Consider the following 14,323-nt stretch of genomic DNA (forward strand, 5'->3'; position numbering starts at 1 on the left):
GAGCCGTGAGCCTGATCGTGGTCGCACTCATGCGCACGCATGCCTTCGCCGCCGCTCCGTGACCTGGTCCGATGCAGGCGAGCGACGTCGCCGACGGGCAGGGGGAGGTGTCCGATGACAGCCTGAGGGCGTAACAGGATCCGCGAAAGGGAAGTGCCATGATCACTACTGACTTTGCGCCGGGCTCCCCCTGCTGGCTCGATCTCGGAGCCCCCGACGTCCCGGCTGCCGCAGCCTTCTACGGGGCCGTGCTCGGATGGGAGTACGAGCCCATGGGCGAGGGAGCGGAGGGGGAAGGCGGGATGTTCCGGAAGGACGGAAAGATCGTCGCCGGGCTCGGCAAGCTCACGGAGCAGGGCGCACGCTCAGCCTGGATGATCTACTACATGGTCGCCGACGCCGACGCCACGACACAGGCGACGGAGCGTGCGGGTGGCACGGTTCGCGTGGCTCCGAAGGACTTCGGAGAGGAGGGCCGGATGGCCCAGTACAGCGACCCCCTGGGGGGACAGTTCGCCGTCTGGCAGCCGGGAACCACCCGAGGCATCGAGCTGGCGGACGAGCCGGGCTCCCTCTTCTGGACCGAGCTGTACACGAGCGACGCCGCGGCGGCGAAGGCCTTCTACGGCGACGTCCTCGGCTGGCGGTTCCAGGACACCGAGCTGCCCGGCGGCGGGGGCGCGTATGCCCTGATCACTCCCGCCGGACTGCCCGAGGAGCGCATGCACGGCGGCCTTCTGGAGCTGGCCGAGGAGGACCTCGCCCTCGCGAACGGGCGGCCGTACTGGCACCCGGTCTTCGCGGTCGCCGACTGCGATGCCGCGGTCGCCCGCGTCATCGAGAACGGCGGCCGTGTGCAGATGGGACCTGATGACGCGCAGGGCGTCGGCCGGCTCGCCGTCTGCCTCGATCCGTCCGACGCCGATTTCGTGGTCCTCGCGCCGGCCCGCGGCTGAGGGCGGCCGGGCCGCGCCGTCGGCGGTCAGGAAGGGCTTGCCCGGTCTGAAGGGCCTGCATCAGCGGTGCGCGCGGCTGCGCCGGGTGAAGCGGCTCCCGAGGAGCAGCAGGTCGACGACGAACAGGACGATGCCGATGAACAGCAGGTAGAGCAGGCCGTCGGCGACCGCACCGATGATGCCGAGGGCGATCGCGATGACGAGCACGAGCAGGAACAGGCTCATGACGGCCTCCTCGGGGCGGCCGGTGTTCAGGGGCGGGCGAGGCGGCGTTCGCCACCGGCGCCCGTTGTGTAGGCAAGGCCGTAGTGCTCGAAGATCGCGGCTTCGTCGCCGGCGGGCAATACGTCGTCGGTGCCGATGGAGGGGCAGTCCTTCACCACGGCCTTCGCGTAGTTGACCTTCAGGTAGCCGGGGCCCACGGTCGCGCCCTCCAGAGGGACGAAGACCAGGCGGTGGCGGGTGGGCAGGCCGATCTGGACGGTGGCCATGGAAGGCGCGTCGGTGCCGGTGTCGACGTAGATCGCCTCGAGGCTGCCGATCTTGCGGCCGTCGAGGTCGACGACGTCGTGCGTGCGCCATTCACGGATGTCGCCTACCTGGATCATGGGTGGCTCCTTCACCACGTGGCCGGGCGATCGGGGGCGATGGCCGATGCCGGGGCGCCGGCCTGCGTTCTTGTCGACGGTGCCCCTCTAGCGTGCCCTCGTCCCCGGGCACTCACCAGCGCACGCGCCGACGCGCTTGCCGGGACCGGGGCCACGTGCTTCGCCCGCCCGCCACGGCCCGGCTCCGCGCCCCGAGCCTGCTCGCACCGTGCGGATCCTGAGGGCGAGTGGCATCACATCGTCGTGGTGGCCCGGCCGCGAGCCGTCACTCCGGCGTCGCGGAGGAGCTGGCGGAGGGTGTCGGGGTGGCGCTCTGCGTCGGTTCCCCGCTCTTGTCGGGACCCTTCTCCTTGTCAATGGTGCCGCATGCGCTCAACGTGGCCACCAGGGCGAGCATCGCCATGCCGGCCCTGATCGTGTGCCGACGTGAAGTTCCAGGAATACGGGACGTCTTGGTCATGTGTCACTTCCTCTTCCTGATCGGAGTCCGGGCAACTCGAACTCGTGCCCAAGTGTACGGATGAGGAACGACGGCCTTCTGAATTCGGTTACCCGCACCGGCGGTGTTCGGCCATTATTCGGCGCGATGGCGACGAAATGCCGGCTCACTGCCGTCCGAGCGTCGCCCACCGTTCCGCGGGGAGGGTGAACTCGCTGAGGGTGATGTGTGCTCGCTTCTCCCGCTCGAAGAAGCTGTGCTCGCGCGCGAAAGTGAACCCGAGGCGCTCCAGCAGCCGCGCGGAAGGCGTGTTCCGTACGTCGCACTCCGCCACGGCCGTGCGCAGCCCCTGGGCGAACAGCTCGGCGAGGACGCCGCGGACGGCCTCGGACGCGTACCCCTGCCCCTGTCGGGCGCGGGCGATGCTGAAGCCCAACTCGGCTTTCGCGCCGCCTGGATGCCGGTTCACGGCGATGTCACCGACGAGGCGCTCGTCCTCCTTCAGCTCGATCGCGTAGGGAAACCATCCCGGACGGGTGGGATCGCGACGTGCGTATTCGTCGACGAGGCGACGCGCCGATGCGAGGGGGAGCGGGAAATCCCAGTTCTGATAGCGGGCGACTTCCCGATCGGAGCGATAGGCCGCGAAATCCGGAACGTCGCGGGGATGGAATCGTCGGAGGCGGAGTCGTGAAGTCTCGATCTGCACCGGACAAGGATTCCAGGGCCGCTCGCCCATGGGAAGCATTCCGGGAAAGCGCGCCCTCGCCTCGCCCGTTCCCGCCGCTGCCACCGCCGACGTCACGGACGACGGCGACGGCGACGGAGGCGGGACGACGATCACCCCTCGGTCCAGCTGTGGCCCTTCGCGAACTGGACCAGTCCGGCGCGCGCCTGCAGGATCTGCTCGCCGGTGAGCGACGGGACCGACGTCAGGAGGACCTCGGTGACCTCGCGGATGAACTCCTCCGCGCTGAGCACGTCGCACAGGGAGTCGTCGAACGGGGCCGCGGCCCTGGCCTCCGTGCCCGGGGCGAGGCGGACCGCGGACGCCTTCGGCCCACGGTCGCCGTTCTCGATCTCGAACTCCACCTTCACGCCGGCACGCACGTACTCCTCCGCCACGTGCATGTCGTTCACGTGCAGGAACACGTCGTCGCCGCCGCTCTCCGGCGCGATGAACCCAAAACCCCGAACACTGTCAAAACGCACCACACGACCAACAGCCATGACATCTCCCACCGGAACCGGGCCCATTGCCCCTACGGGCCCCTTGCCCGAAGATTCCGGTGGGAAGCGTAGTCACGAGCGTGTCGCCGGGGCGAGGCCGCCGACTGAACGGCCCCGCCAGTTCAGTCGCCGCACCGGTAGAGGGTGCCCTGAACGTCCTTGTCGTTCCCGCCGAACGTGGAGGCCGGTACGGCTGTGCAGTCCGCCTTCACCCAGGCCCGTACCTCGTCGACGGCCGCGTTCTTCTTGCCCTGGGTCTGCGCGTAGCCCTGCCAGCCGTCGGAGCTGAGCAGGACGAAGCGCAACTTCCCTTCGGACACCAGCTTCTTGACCTCCGCCGGCGCGGGCGTCGGCGAACCGCCGCTGAATCCGCCCATCGGCAGCACGCGGGCGCCGGTGGCGAGGATGTAGTTCCAGGACATGACGGCGGAGTCGTTGGCGAACACGAACTTCGCGCCGTCGCCGTGCCGTTGCGTGTAGGCGAGCAGGTTGTGCTGGCTGTCGGTGAGCACGTCCGACTCGTTGAGGGACGCCGAGGCGGCGGCCGTGCCGCGCGGTGCGTTGCCCACCCCGACGATGTTGGCCGCCCGGCGCACCGCGTTGCCGCCCGTGGCGAACGGTCCGGCCGACGCGTCCATCGCGCTGCCGGCGTACAGCGGATCGAGCACCGACAGGGACCAGGCCGCGGGCCCGGCGAACATGGTGACCAGGCCTGCCGCCAGTCCGACCAGGGCGAGCCTGCCCGTCCGCCGGTCCTTGCGGTGTGCGACGACGAGCGAGGTCAGGGCGACCAGGCCCGCCAGGATGAGCAGCCACGGCAGCCACGGCAGGAAGTCCGGATACAGGAAGCAGAGGAAGGCGCTCCACACGAGTTCCACCGCGATCACGGCGGGCAGCACACGCACGCTCCGGCCGTCCCGGTACGCCTTCCAGAGGGCCACCAGACCGGCCCCCGACAGCGCCGCGAGCGCGGGGGCGAGCATGGCGACATAGGCGGTGTGCGGCACCTCGATGGCACTCAGCACCAGGGCGCTGATGGCCAGCCAGCCTCCCCACAGGACGTATCCTCCGCGCAGCCGGTCGGTGCGTGGCACCTTGCGACGCCAGCCGGCGCAGAGCACCAGGCTCGTCAGCGCCAGCGGGTACAACCAGCCCACCTGCGGGGCGAAGCGGCTGCCGAGGAGCTTGCCGGGGACCGAGCCGCCGCCGGAGGGCCCGGTGTCCGGCGGTGCGCCGGGCGCGGCCGCCGGGTCCGGCGCGCCAATGCCCTGCGGCGGGCCGACGGTGTCGTTCATCTGGCTGACGGAGCCGGTGATCGCGTCGCGGGAGAAGCGGTTGAGGCCGTTGTAGCCGAAGACCATGCTGATGGCGCTGTTGTCGGTGGTCCCGTCCACGTAAGGTCGTTCGGACGCCGGGGTGAACGTCAGGACCGCGACCCAGGACAGCGAGACCGCGAGGGTGACCGCACCCGCGGCCAGCACGTGGCCCACTCTCCGGCGCAGCGGCGTGGGTGCCACGACGAGGTAGCCGACGGCGAGGGCGGGCAGGATCAGCCAGGCCTGCAGCATCTTGGCCTGGAAACCCAGGCCGACCCACACCCCGGCGAGCAGGAGGGGGCGCAGCCGGGCGCTGAACATGGCACGCTGGCAGGCGTCGGCGGCCAGGACGAGGCACATGGTCATCGCCCCGTCACCCATGGAGTGGCCGAACATGGAGGCGACCGCAGGAGTCAGGGTCATGATCCCCGCGGCCAGCAGGCCGGGTACGACGCCTGCCCAGAGGCGCACGACTCGGTAGAGCACGAGGACGCTGATGACGCCTTCGACGGCCTGGGGGAGCGTCAGTGACCAGGCGTGGAAGCCGAAGACGCGCGCGGACAGGGCCTGTGGCCAGAGGAAGCCGCCGAGCTTGTCGAGGGTGAGGGTGGCGCCCGGATCGAGGGCGCCGAAGAAGAAGGCCCGCCAGCTCTCCGACATGCTGCGGGCCGCGACGGCGTAGAAGGGGGCGTAGCCGCTGGTGGTGATGTTCCAGGTGTAGAGGAGGGCCGCCAGGGCCGCGATGCCCAGCAGCGCGGGTCTCGCCCAGCGGGGCTGATCCGCGGGCGACTTCCACACCTCCCAGCGTCTGCGGGTGACCGACGGGGGCGGCTCGTGCTCCGGCGTCGGGGCATCGGTGTCGCGCAGCGCGGTACTCATGACAGCCCGCATGAGCGGCATAATGTTGTGGTCATGGCAAAACGTTAGGGCGTTCGTCCCGCTGACCACCACGCCGGGCGGAAGCCGGCGTTCGCTTTCGGTCGATCAGCGCCCCTGCCAATCCGGCTCGCGCTTCTCGGCGAACGCACGAGGCCCCTCGACCGCGTCGGCACTGTGCATACGCCGCTTCTCCCACGGATAGTCGGCCGCGAACGCCGCCTCCAGGGAAAGCCCGACCGACCGGGTCGCCGCCTCCTTGATGGCGCGGACCGACAGCGGAGCACTGCGCACCAGGTCGGCCACCCACGCCTCGGCGCAGTCGTCAAGCTCCTCGGCCGGCACGACCTCGTTGACCAGGCCGAGCGCGTAGGCCCGCCCCGCGTCCATCGGCCGTCCGGTCAGCAGATGCCCCATTGCCGTCTTCCACGGCAGCTGACGCGTCAGCCGGAACACACCGCCCGCCCCCGCGATGAGCCCGAGAGCGGCCTCGGGCAGGGCGAAACGCGCGTCCTCCGACGCCACCACGATGTCGCAGGCCAGCGCGAGCTCGAAACCACCGCCCAGAGCATGACCGTGCACCTTCGCGACCACCGGCTTCGTCAGGTCGAAGCGCTCGGTGAGCCGCGGCCAGCCGGGCTTCCCCCGGCTCCCGAACGTGGAAGGAGCCGCCAGACCGGCCCGCTCCCGGGCGGCCAGCTCCTTGAGATCCTGGCCCACGGAGAAGGCACGCGTGCCCTCACCGGCCAGCAGCGCCACCCGCATGTCCTCGTCGGCCTCGAAATCGTCCCATATCTCGCCGAGTTCCTCGTGCATACGCAGATCCATCGCATTGAGGACCTCGGGCCTGTTCATCGTGACGCGAGCGACATGGCCGGCCTTTTCGTAGCGCACACGCGACAGATTCTTCATGCCGCGCACTCTAGTGAGCCATGTTCAACCGGAGCCCGGCCGCAGTTGAACGTGCGTACCCGGCGAAGGCGAATATTGATATCCGGCGTACGGCCGGGCCATAGTGCAACGGCGAGCGCGATGCGCGCTTTCGGTGCCTGTCCGTGTGACGCGAGCAATGTGCAGGAGGGGCCGTGATTCAGCTCACCGATGCTGATGTGGACGAACTCATCGAGACCGTCGATGTCGTAGCCGCCGTACGCGAGGTCTTCCTGGCACACGCGGAACAGCGCACGGTGCTCCCGGAGGAGAGCTGCCTGCGATGGACCAACGACCAGGGTGAGTCCTGCCGCAGCCTCAACATGCCCGGCCTCGTCGAGATCGACGGCAGACGATTCGCCGGCACGAAGATCATCAACGCGAGTCTGGGCAACCCGGACCGCGGCCTGGCCCGCGCCGAAGGCGTCGTCCTCCTCTTCGACCTCACCACCGCCCGGCCGGTCTGCATCATGCCCGCGGCCCGCGTGTCGGCCACCCGCACCGCGGCCGTGAGCATCCTCGCGGCCGAGCTCAGCTGGGCCCGCCCCACCCGCTCCGTCGCCGTCGTGGGCACCGGAGCGCTCGCCGACGCCCATCTCGCTCTCGCGCTGCGCCGATGGCCTTCTCTGCGGACCGTCCGGCTCCACGACCGGGTCCCCGAGCGGGCGGCGCTCCTCGCCGAACGCCTCCGGGCCGCCCACCCCGACGTCGCCTTCGACGTCACCGCCACGGCCGAGCAGGCCGTACGCGAAGCGGAACTGGTCATCCCGGCCACGACGACGACCACCGGATACATCCCCGCGGAATGGATCGCGGAAGGGGCCGTGGTCGTCAACGTTTCCCTGGACGACCTGCTCCCCGACGTGTTCACGACCGCCGACAAGGTCATCGTGGACGACTGGAGTCTCGTCGCGGCCGACACCACCCGGCTGCTCGGCAGGATGCACCGCGCCGGCGACGTACTGCCGCCGCCGCGCGCCCGCGCCGACGACGAGGACCGCCCCCACACCGTGGCGGTCGCCGCCGAACTCTGCGACATCATCAGCGGCACCGCCTCGCCCCGCACGTCCGACACCGACCGCGTCGTGATCAACCCGTTCGGGATGTCACTGCACGACGTGGCGGTCGCCGGCAAGCTCCACACAGCACACCTCGGCACGACGCCGTCTCCCCTCGCGGGAGCCGCCGTGACGTGACACAGCCAACTCCTGCTTTGACCGGCGATGCACCTGCGCAGACGCGCCCATCGCCCGGTGAGGAGTGCGAACCAGCGTTCGCTGCGGCAGCGCAGAGCACACAGCAGCAGTCACATGTGCGGATGTCGATGTCGAAGGATCGCGACCAGCGGAGCCCCACGGGCACCGCTCGGCCAGCACCTTCTCAACGGGCCGGAGAGAACTTTCTCGATGGCGTATCCGAAGCAATCATCCCCGAAAAGCACGGAGAGGTAATTCCAGCATGGAACGACTGACCCTCGACGCGGCGGAAATCAACGCCGTCGACGAAATCCTCGACGCCGTCGAAGCAGAGTTCGCGACCCTCGATTCCGAGGACGCGTTACACCGCGCCACCCTCCTCGCCCACGAACTGCCCCGCCGGATCAGGCACCACCTCAACGCGTTCCGGCTGGAACAGCTCTCCGGAGTGCTGTGCATATCCGGCTACCAGGTGGACGAGAAGCGCCTCGGACGCACCCCCGCGCACTGGCGCGGACAGGCGGAACCGTCGCCCAGCCACCGTGAGGAACTCCTCCTCATGATGTACAGCTCCCTGATCGGCGACCCCTTCTGCTGGGCGACCCAGCAGGACGGACGACTGATCCACGACATCGTCCCGATCCAGGGACACGAGTACGAACAGCTCGGCTCCAGCAGCAAGGAACTCCTCACCTGGCACACCGAGGACGCCTTCCACCCGCTCAGGGGCGACTTCCTCTCGTTCGCCTGCCTCAGGAACCCCTACCAGGCGGCCACCACCGTCGGATACGCCGACGACCTGCGCCTGCCCGACGACGTCCGGGACGTCCTCTTCGAGAAGCGGTTCACCATCCGCCCCGACGAGTCCCACTTCAGCAAGAACAACTCCGCCGCCGACGCGGACACGTTCGAGGACATCGAGAAGATGCAGACCAACCCCGAGCCGCTGGCCGTGCTCTTCGGCGACCCGGACCGGCCCTACGTCCGCGCCGACCCGTACTTCATGGACGTACCCGAGGACGACGACAAGGCGGCCTTCGCCCTCGAGGCGCTGTGCAAGGCCATGGACGAGGCCATGTTCGACCTCGTCCTCGAAAGCGGCGACTTCTGCTTCCTCGACAACTTCCGCGTCGTCCACGGCCGCAAGCCGTTCACCGCACGCCACGACGGCACGGACCGCTGGCTCAAGCGCATCAACGTCACCGGCGACCTGCGCAAATCACGCGCCGCCCGCGACGCCAGGGCGATCCGAGCGGGAGCCTGAGCCGATGACACCCGACCCGACGCACGACCCGAAGAGCGAGGTCAGCCCATGAGACTCCGGCCCGCACCGCTGGAGGACTGGCTTCGCGAGTCCTACTTCACCGCCGACATCGACATCAGCTCCAGCGGCGTCCACTCGTACTCCATGGCGGAACTCCGCGAGCTCACCGCGCTGCGCCACGAAGACCTCGACCGGCTGGTCTTCGACGACGGCTACTCCCTCGGCGCCCCCGCCGTACGGGCCGCCGTCGCCCGGCACACCGGAGACGTCGACCCGGACCGCGTCATGACGACGAGCGGCTCCGGCGAAGCACTCGCCCTCGTGATGTCCGCCCTGCTCCAGGCCGGCGACGAGGTCGTCGTCGTCCGGCCCGGATACCACCTGCTCGTCGAGTACGCGACCGCCATCGGCTGCACCATCAAGGACTGGCGTCTCGACCCGGAGCAAGGCTGGCAGCCCTCCCTGGACGAGCTTGCCGGCCTGGTCACCGAGCGGACCAAGGCGATCATCGTCAACTTCCCGCAGAACCCCACCGGCACCACCGTCACCGAGGACGAGCTGCACGGCATCGTCGCCCTCGCACGCAAAGCCGGCGCGTGGCTCCTGTGGGACGGCGCCTTCCGCGACCTCACCTACGGCACGCCGCCGCTGCCCGACGTCACCACGCTCTACGAGCGGGCCGTCAGCTTCGGCAGCTTCTCAAAGGCGTTCGGACTCCCCGGACTCCGCTTCGGCTGGTGCGTCGCGCCCCCCGAGCTCCTGACGGACTGCGTCCACATCCGCGACTACACCACGCTCCACGTGTCGCCGCTCAACGAACTGCTCGCCCAGGCCGTACTGGAGAACGCCTCGTCGTTCATCCGGCCGCGGCTCGACCAGGCGCACGCCAACCGCGCACTCCTGCTCGACTGGGCCGCCGCCCACTCCGACCTGGTGGCGCTCACCGAGCCGGCCGGCGGCGTCAGCGCGTTCCCCCGGCTCATCGACGTACCCGACGTCGACGCCTTCTGCGACGCACTGTTCAAGAAGCACGGCGTACTCGTCATCCCCGGATCGTGCTTCGACAGCCCCCAGCACATCCGCGTCGGCTTCGGCGGTCGCACGGAGCAGCTGACCGCGGGCCTCGAACGGCTCGGAGACGCCCTGAAGGAGACGCGTCACTGAGCCGTGCACACCCTCCTCCCTCGCGCGAGCGACGCCCCCGTCCCTCGCGCGAGGGAGCACTTGATCACCGCGTGGAGGGACGGCCGCGAACAGGGCAGACTGCCATAATGACCGGCGTGAACCGTGCGAGTGCCTGGCGTGAGAGCTGGACCGGAGTGCTGCGGACAGCCTCGGTCCTCCCACGCAACGCCGTGTTCATCGCGACGCTGTGCGGGCTCGCGATCGCCGAATCGCTCGCCGAGCTCGTCGCCGAGCGGGGATCGATCCCCCGCATGTTCGCCGCCACCTCCCAGCACGCGACCGAGAACGGCAGCACCGGCAGCATCCAACTCGCCATGGTCATCGGGCTCTTATGCCTGTGCACCGCCCTGCCGCTGGCCCTCCTGAGACCCGTCCTCGCCGGCCTCACGGTCACCGCGGCGAGCTTCGGCTCCCTCACCATCTTCCACACGCTGACACTCGCCGGCTTCGCCGCCCAGCTGATCGCCCAGTACCGACTCGGCCGCTGCGGACACCCACTCGCGGCGATGCTCTTCACCACACCGTTCCTCGCCCTGGCACTCACCGGACCCACCGACCCCGACTACCGCGTGCGCACCGTCCTCCTCGCCGCACTGGTCCCGATCGCCGCCTTCGCCGGGCTCGCCCGCCGCGCACGAGAATCCGACCGGGAACGCGACGCCACACGCGAAGTCATGGCCGGCAGCCAATGGGAGAACGCCGCCCGCGAGGAGCGCGCCCGCATCGTCCGCGAACTCCACGACGTCGTCGGCCACCACGTCTCCATGATCGCCGTACAGGCCGAGACCGCCCGCGTGGCCACCCCCGGCATGCCCGCCGCAGGCAGCGAGCGGCTGCTCAGCATCGGCGACACCGCCCGCGCGGCCCTCACGGAGATGCGCCGCCTGCTCGGCGTACTCCGCGACGACGACGAACCCCCCAGCGGCGGCGAACGCAGGCCGCAACCCGACCTCACCCAACTCGACGACCTGCTCGACGAGGCCCGCAAGGCCACCACCGCCACCATCCGCCTCATCCTCAGCGGCACCCCGCGCCCCATGGGCCCCGGAATCGAGCTGGCCGCCTACCGCATTGTCCAGGAGTCCCTCACCAACGCCCGCAAGCACGCCATGGGCGCGCCCGTCGACGTGCAACTGCACTACGCCCACGACGCCCTGCACGTCCACATCCGCGACAACGGCCCCGGAACGCCGCCCGCGGCGCCGGGCGGCGGCTACGGGCTGCTCGGCATGCGGGAACGGGTCGCCGCCGTCGGCGGCCAGATCAGTACAGGTCCGGCGGACGCCGGTGGATTCGTCGTCGAAGCCAGTTTCCCCGCCAAGCCAGAACGGACCCCATGACCTACCCGCCGACACCGATCCGCGTCGTCGTCGCGGACGACCACCTGGTCGTCCGCGCCGGCTTCGCCGCCCTTCTCGACTCCCAGCCCGAATTCACCATCGTCGAGACCGTCACCAACGGCGTCGACGCGGTCCGGGTCTGCCGCGAAGTGTCCCCGGACGTCATCCTCATGGACATCCGCATGCCCGAGATGGACGGCATAGAGGCCACCCGGCAGCTCCTCGGCGACGCGCCCGACGGCGCGGAGGTGCCCCGCGTCCTCATCCTGACGACGTTCGACCTGGACGAGTACGTCTACGACGCGCTGCGCGCCGGAGCCAGCGGCTTCCTGCTCAAGGACGCCACCGCCGAGCGGCTCTTCGACGCCGTCCGCGTCGTCGCCGCCGGCGAGGCCCTGCTCGACCCGGGGGTCACCCGCCGGCTGATCAGCGAGTTCACGAAGACGCCCGCCAGGACGGCCCCCGCCAAGCCCTCGCCGACCCTCGAGACGCTCACGGCCCGGGAGACCGAGGTCCTGCTGCTCGTCGCCGAAGGCATGTCCAACGGGGAGATCGCCGCCCGCCTCCACGTCACGGAGGAGACGGTGAAGTCACACGTCAGCCGCACACTGACCAAACTCGGCCTGCGGGACCGCACCCAGGCCGTCATCACGGCGTACGAAACGGGCCTCGTCGTCCCGGGATTGCGCCGCACCGACTAGTCGGAATTCGTTCGGACAACCCTCTGGTGCTCTGGTGCTCTGGTGCTCTGGTGGTCAGTGCTGTCGCTGGAGTATAAGCGCGGCACTATTCGGGTCTCTCCGTCCGGTGCCCGCCGGTGCGGCAGTCTTCTTCCGGGCGTTCAACTGCGGCATTGCGGCAGTTGAAAACCACATCCCGGGCCCCGCCCGGCGCCGCCACCGGACACTATTGCCTCTTCAGGGCGCTCTCATGGATGCTTGCGGCCGAGCGAAGCAGTGCCGCGTAGAACACCGTGTGAGAATTTCCGTGAGGAGAAGAGCGCTGTGAGAGTGACGGTGCGGGCGCCGGACGACGGAGAGTTCCCTGACCCGTCGGAGGAGGGCCGTCGTGGCGACGGCCCGGAAGGAAACGAAGGAATTCGCCCCGGAACCATCCAGAGAATTGTCCCCTATGCAAAGCGCTATCGCTTGCGGCTTTCCTTTCTCGTAGGTGCCTCCGCGCTCAGCGCACTCGTCACCGCGGCAAGTCCGCTGCTCTTCGGTATGGTCATCGACAAGGGCATCGTGCCGGGCAAGATGGACATCGTCGTCTGGGTCGCCGGCGCGCTTCTCGCGCTCGCACTGGTCGACGCCCTGACACAGTATTTCCAGGCGAAACTCTCCGCCCAGATCGGCGAAGGGCTCGTCTACGACCTGCGCACCCAGGTCTTCCGGCACGTTCAGGCGCAGCCGATCGGATTCTTCACCCGCGCCCAGACCGGATCCCTCGTCAGCCGATTGAACACCGACGTCATCGGGGCCCAGCAGGCCATCACCGTGCTGATGGCCGAGACGGTGAACACCGTACTGACCCTGATCCTGATCCTCGGCGCGATGTTCTACCTTTCCTGGCAGCTCAGCCTCGTGGCCCTGCTGATCGTCCCGCTCTTCCTGATCCCGGGTAAGGCCGTCGGCCGGCGCATGCAGCACCTCGCCCGCGGCAGCATGCAACTCAACGCGGAGATGGGCTCGTTGATGAACGAGCGCTTCAACGTCGCGGGTGCCATGCTCAACAAGCTGTTCGGAAGCCCGGCCCGCGAAACGGCCTACTTCTCCGAACGGGCCCGCGCAGTACGGGACATCGGCGTGAAGACCAACGTCACCGCCCAGATGCTCGGCATCATCATGGGGGTCACCGCCTCCGTGACGCTCGCCCTGCTCTTCGGCTTCGGCGGCGCCCTGGTCGTCAAGGACGTCATCGCCGTCGGCACCCTGGTCTCCCTCGTCACGCTCGTCGGCCGGCTCTACACACCGATCCAGCAGCTGTCCAGCGTCCAGGCCAACGCCATGACCGCCCTCGTCAGCTTCGACCGGGTCTTCGAGATCCTCGACCTCGACCCGCTCGTCAAGGAACGACCCGGTGCGGTCGACCTGCCCTCCGGCACCACCGGAGCGGCACCGGAAGTGCACTTCGACAGCGTCTCGTTCCGCTACCCCTCCGCCGACGAAGTCGCGCTGGCCTCCCTGGAGTCCACCGACCTCGGCGGCCCGGAGCGGGACGAAGAGGGCTGGGTCCTCGACGGCATCAGCTTCCGTGCCCCCGCAGGGAAACTGACCGCCCTCGTCGGCCGCTCGGGCGCCGGCAAGACGACCATCACGAACCTGATGCCCCGGTTCTACGATCCCGTCTCCGGAACCGTACGCATCGACGGCCACGACCTCCGCGACCTCACCACGCAGTCCCTCCAGGACACGATCGGCGTGGTCACCCAGGACGCCCACCTGTTCCACGACACCATCCGGGCCAACCTGCTCTACGCCCGCACCGACGCCACCGAGCCGGAGCTCATCGAGGCGTGCCGGGCCGCACAGGTCTGGGGAGTCGTCGAATCGCTCCCCAACGGCCTGGACACCGTGGTGGGCGACCGCGGATTCCGCCTGTCGGGCGGAGAGAAGCAACGCATCGCCCTCGCCCGACTGCTCCTGAAGGCGCCCCCCGTGGTCGTCCTCGACGAAGCCACCGCGCACCTGGACGCCGAGTCCGAGGTCGCCATTCAACGCGCGCTCAAGTCCGCGCTCCAGGGCCGTACGTCCGTGGTGATCGCCCACAGGCTCTCCACCATCCGCGAGGCCGACCAGATCCTCGTCATCGACGACGGACAGGTCCGCGAAAGCGGCACGCACGAGCAGCTGCTGGCGGCCGGCGACCTCTACGCCGACCTCTACCACACACAGTTCGCCCGGCAGGCCACGGAGAACGGCGAAGTGGTGCTCGGCAGCACTGCCGGCCCCGTCAGCTGACCTTCAGCGCCCCTCCACGCTTC

The 14,323-nt window shown here is 69.5% G+C and carries 14 protein-coding genes; 7 read left to right on the forward strand and 7 right to left on the reverse strand.

The features are described 5' to 3' along the window. Positions 1 to 158 precede the first annotated feature (158 nt). Complete coding sequence (locus R2D22_RS32210) at positions 159 to 956, forward strand: VOC family protein (RefSeq protein ID WP_318108541.1); 798 nt, start codon at positions 159 to 161, stop codon at positions 954 to 956. Positions 957 to 1,016: 60 nt separating this feature from the next. Here R2D22_RS32210 and R2D22_RS32215 read toward each other — a convergent pair whose 3' ends face one another. The 7 genes from R2D22_RS32215 to dpgD all read right to left on the reverse strand — a co-directional run bounded on the left by R2D22_RS32215 (position 1,017) and on the right by dpgD (position 6,337). Next, positions 1,017 to 1,181, reverse strand: coding sequence for a hypothetical protein (locus R2D22_RS32215; RefSeq protein WP_318108543.1), 165 nt, complete (start codon positions 1,179 to 1,181; stop codon positions 1,017 to 1,019). Between the two features lie 26 nt (positions 1,182 to 1,207). Then, a complete protein-coding gene (locus tag R2D22_RS32220) occupies positions 1,208 to 1,564 on the reverse strand; it encodes a PRC-barrel domain-containing protein (protein ID WP_318108544.1) in 357 nt (118 codons plus the stop codon). Positions 1,565 to 1,829: 265 nt separating this feature from the next. Beyond that, the gene (locus R2D22_RS32225; RefSeq protein ID WP_318108546.1) at positions 1,830 to 2,024 is read right to left on the reverse strand and encodes a hypothetical protein; all 195 of its coding nucleotides are present in this window, start codon (positions 2,022 to 2,024) and stop codon (positions 1,830 to 1,832) included. A gap of 145 nt (positions 2,025 to 2,169) precedes the next feature. After that, a complete protein-coding gene (locus R2D22_RS32230; protein ID WP_318108547.1) occupies positions 2,170 to 2,712 on the reverse strand; it encodes a GNAT family N-acetyltransferase in 543 nt (180 codons plus the stop codon). 131 nt (positions 2,713 to 2,843) lie between these two features. After that, positions 2,844 to 3,233 carry a cold-shock protein gene (locus R2D22_RS32235; RefSeq protein WP_318108548.1) on the reverse strand — a complete coding sequence of 130 codons (390 nt, stop codon included), beginning with the start codon at positions 3,231 to 3,233 and terminating at the stop codon, positions 2,844 to 2,846. A gap of 122 nt (positions 3,234 to 3,355) precedes the next feature. Then, positions 3,356 to 5,428: an ArnT family glycosyltransferase gene (locus R2D22_RS32240; protein ID WP_318108550.1), complete on the reverse strand. Its 2,073-nt coding sequence runs from the start codon at positions 5,426 to 5,428 to the stop codon at positions 3,356 to 3,358. 105 nt (positions 5,429 to 5,533) lie between these two features. Further along, entirely contained in the window at positions 5,534 to 6,337 is an 804-nt protein-coding gene (dpgD, locus tag R2D22_RS32245) for an enoyl-CoA-hydratase DpgD (RefSeq protein ID WP_318110114.1), read from the reverse strand. Positions 6,338 to 6,510: 173 nt separating this feature from the next. Between dpgD and R2D22_RS32250 the strand changes: the two genes are divergently transcribed. The 6 genes from R2D22_RS32250 (at position 6,511) to R2D22_RS32275 (ending at position 14,300) form a co-directional block, all read left to right on the forward strand. Beyond that, entirely contained in the window at positions 6,511 to 7,551 is a 1,041-nt protein-coding gene (locus R2D22_RS32250) for an ornithine cyclodeaminase (RefSeq protein WP_318108551.1), read from the forward strand. Positions 7,552 to 7,813: 262 nt separating this feature from the next. Next, complete coding sequence (gntD, locus tag R2D22_RS32255) at positions 7,814 to 8,815, forward strand: guanitoxin biosynthesis L-enduracididine beta-hydroxylase GntD (protein ID WP_318108553.1); 1,002 nt, start codon at positions 7,814 to 7,816, stop codon at positions 8,813 to 8,815. Positions 8,816 to 8,863: 48 nt separating this feature from the next. Then, complete coding sequence (vioD, locus tag R2D22_RS32260) at positions 8,864 to 9,979, forward strand: capreomycidine synthase (protein ID WP_318108555.1); 1,116 nt, start codon at positions 8,864 to 8,866, stop codon at positions 9,977 to 9,979. Between the two features lie 116 nt (positions 9,980 to 10,095). Beyond that, the gene (locus tag R2D22_RS32265) at positions 10,096 to 11,340 is read left to right on the forward strand and encodes a sensor histidine kinase (RefSeq protein WP_318108557.1); all 1,245 of its coding nucleotides are present in this window, start codon (positions 10,096 to 10,098) and stop codon (positions 11,338 to 11,340) included. Further along, positions 11,337 to 12,041, forward strand: a complete 705-nt coding sequence (locus tag R2D22_RS32270; RefSeq protein ID WP_318108559.1) for a response regulator transcription factor — start codon at positions 11,337 to 11,339, stop codon at positions 12,039 to 12,041. Before R2D22_RS32265 ends, R2D22_RS32270 begins: the two co-directional genes overlap by 4 nt. 447 nt (positions 12,042 to 12,488) lie before the next feature. Then, positions 12,489 to 14,300, forward strand: a complete 1,812-nt coding sequence (locus R2D22_RS32275; protein ID WP_318108560.1) for an ABC transporter ATP-binding protein — start codon at positions 12,489 to 12,491, stop codon at positions 14,298 to 14,300. The last annotated feature ends 23 nt before the right edge of the window (positions 14,301 to 14,323 follow it).

Source organism: Streptomyces sp. HUAS YS2 (assembly GCF_033343995.1).
In the GTDB taxonomy this organism is placed as follows: domain Bacteria; phylum Actinomycetota; class Actinomycetes; order Streptomycetales; family Streptomycetaceae; genus Streptomyces; species Streptomyces solicathayae.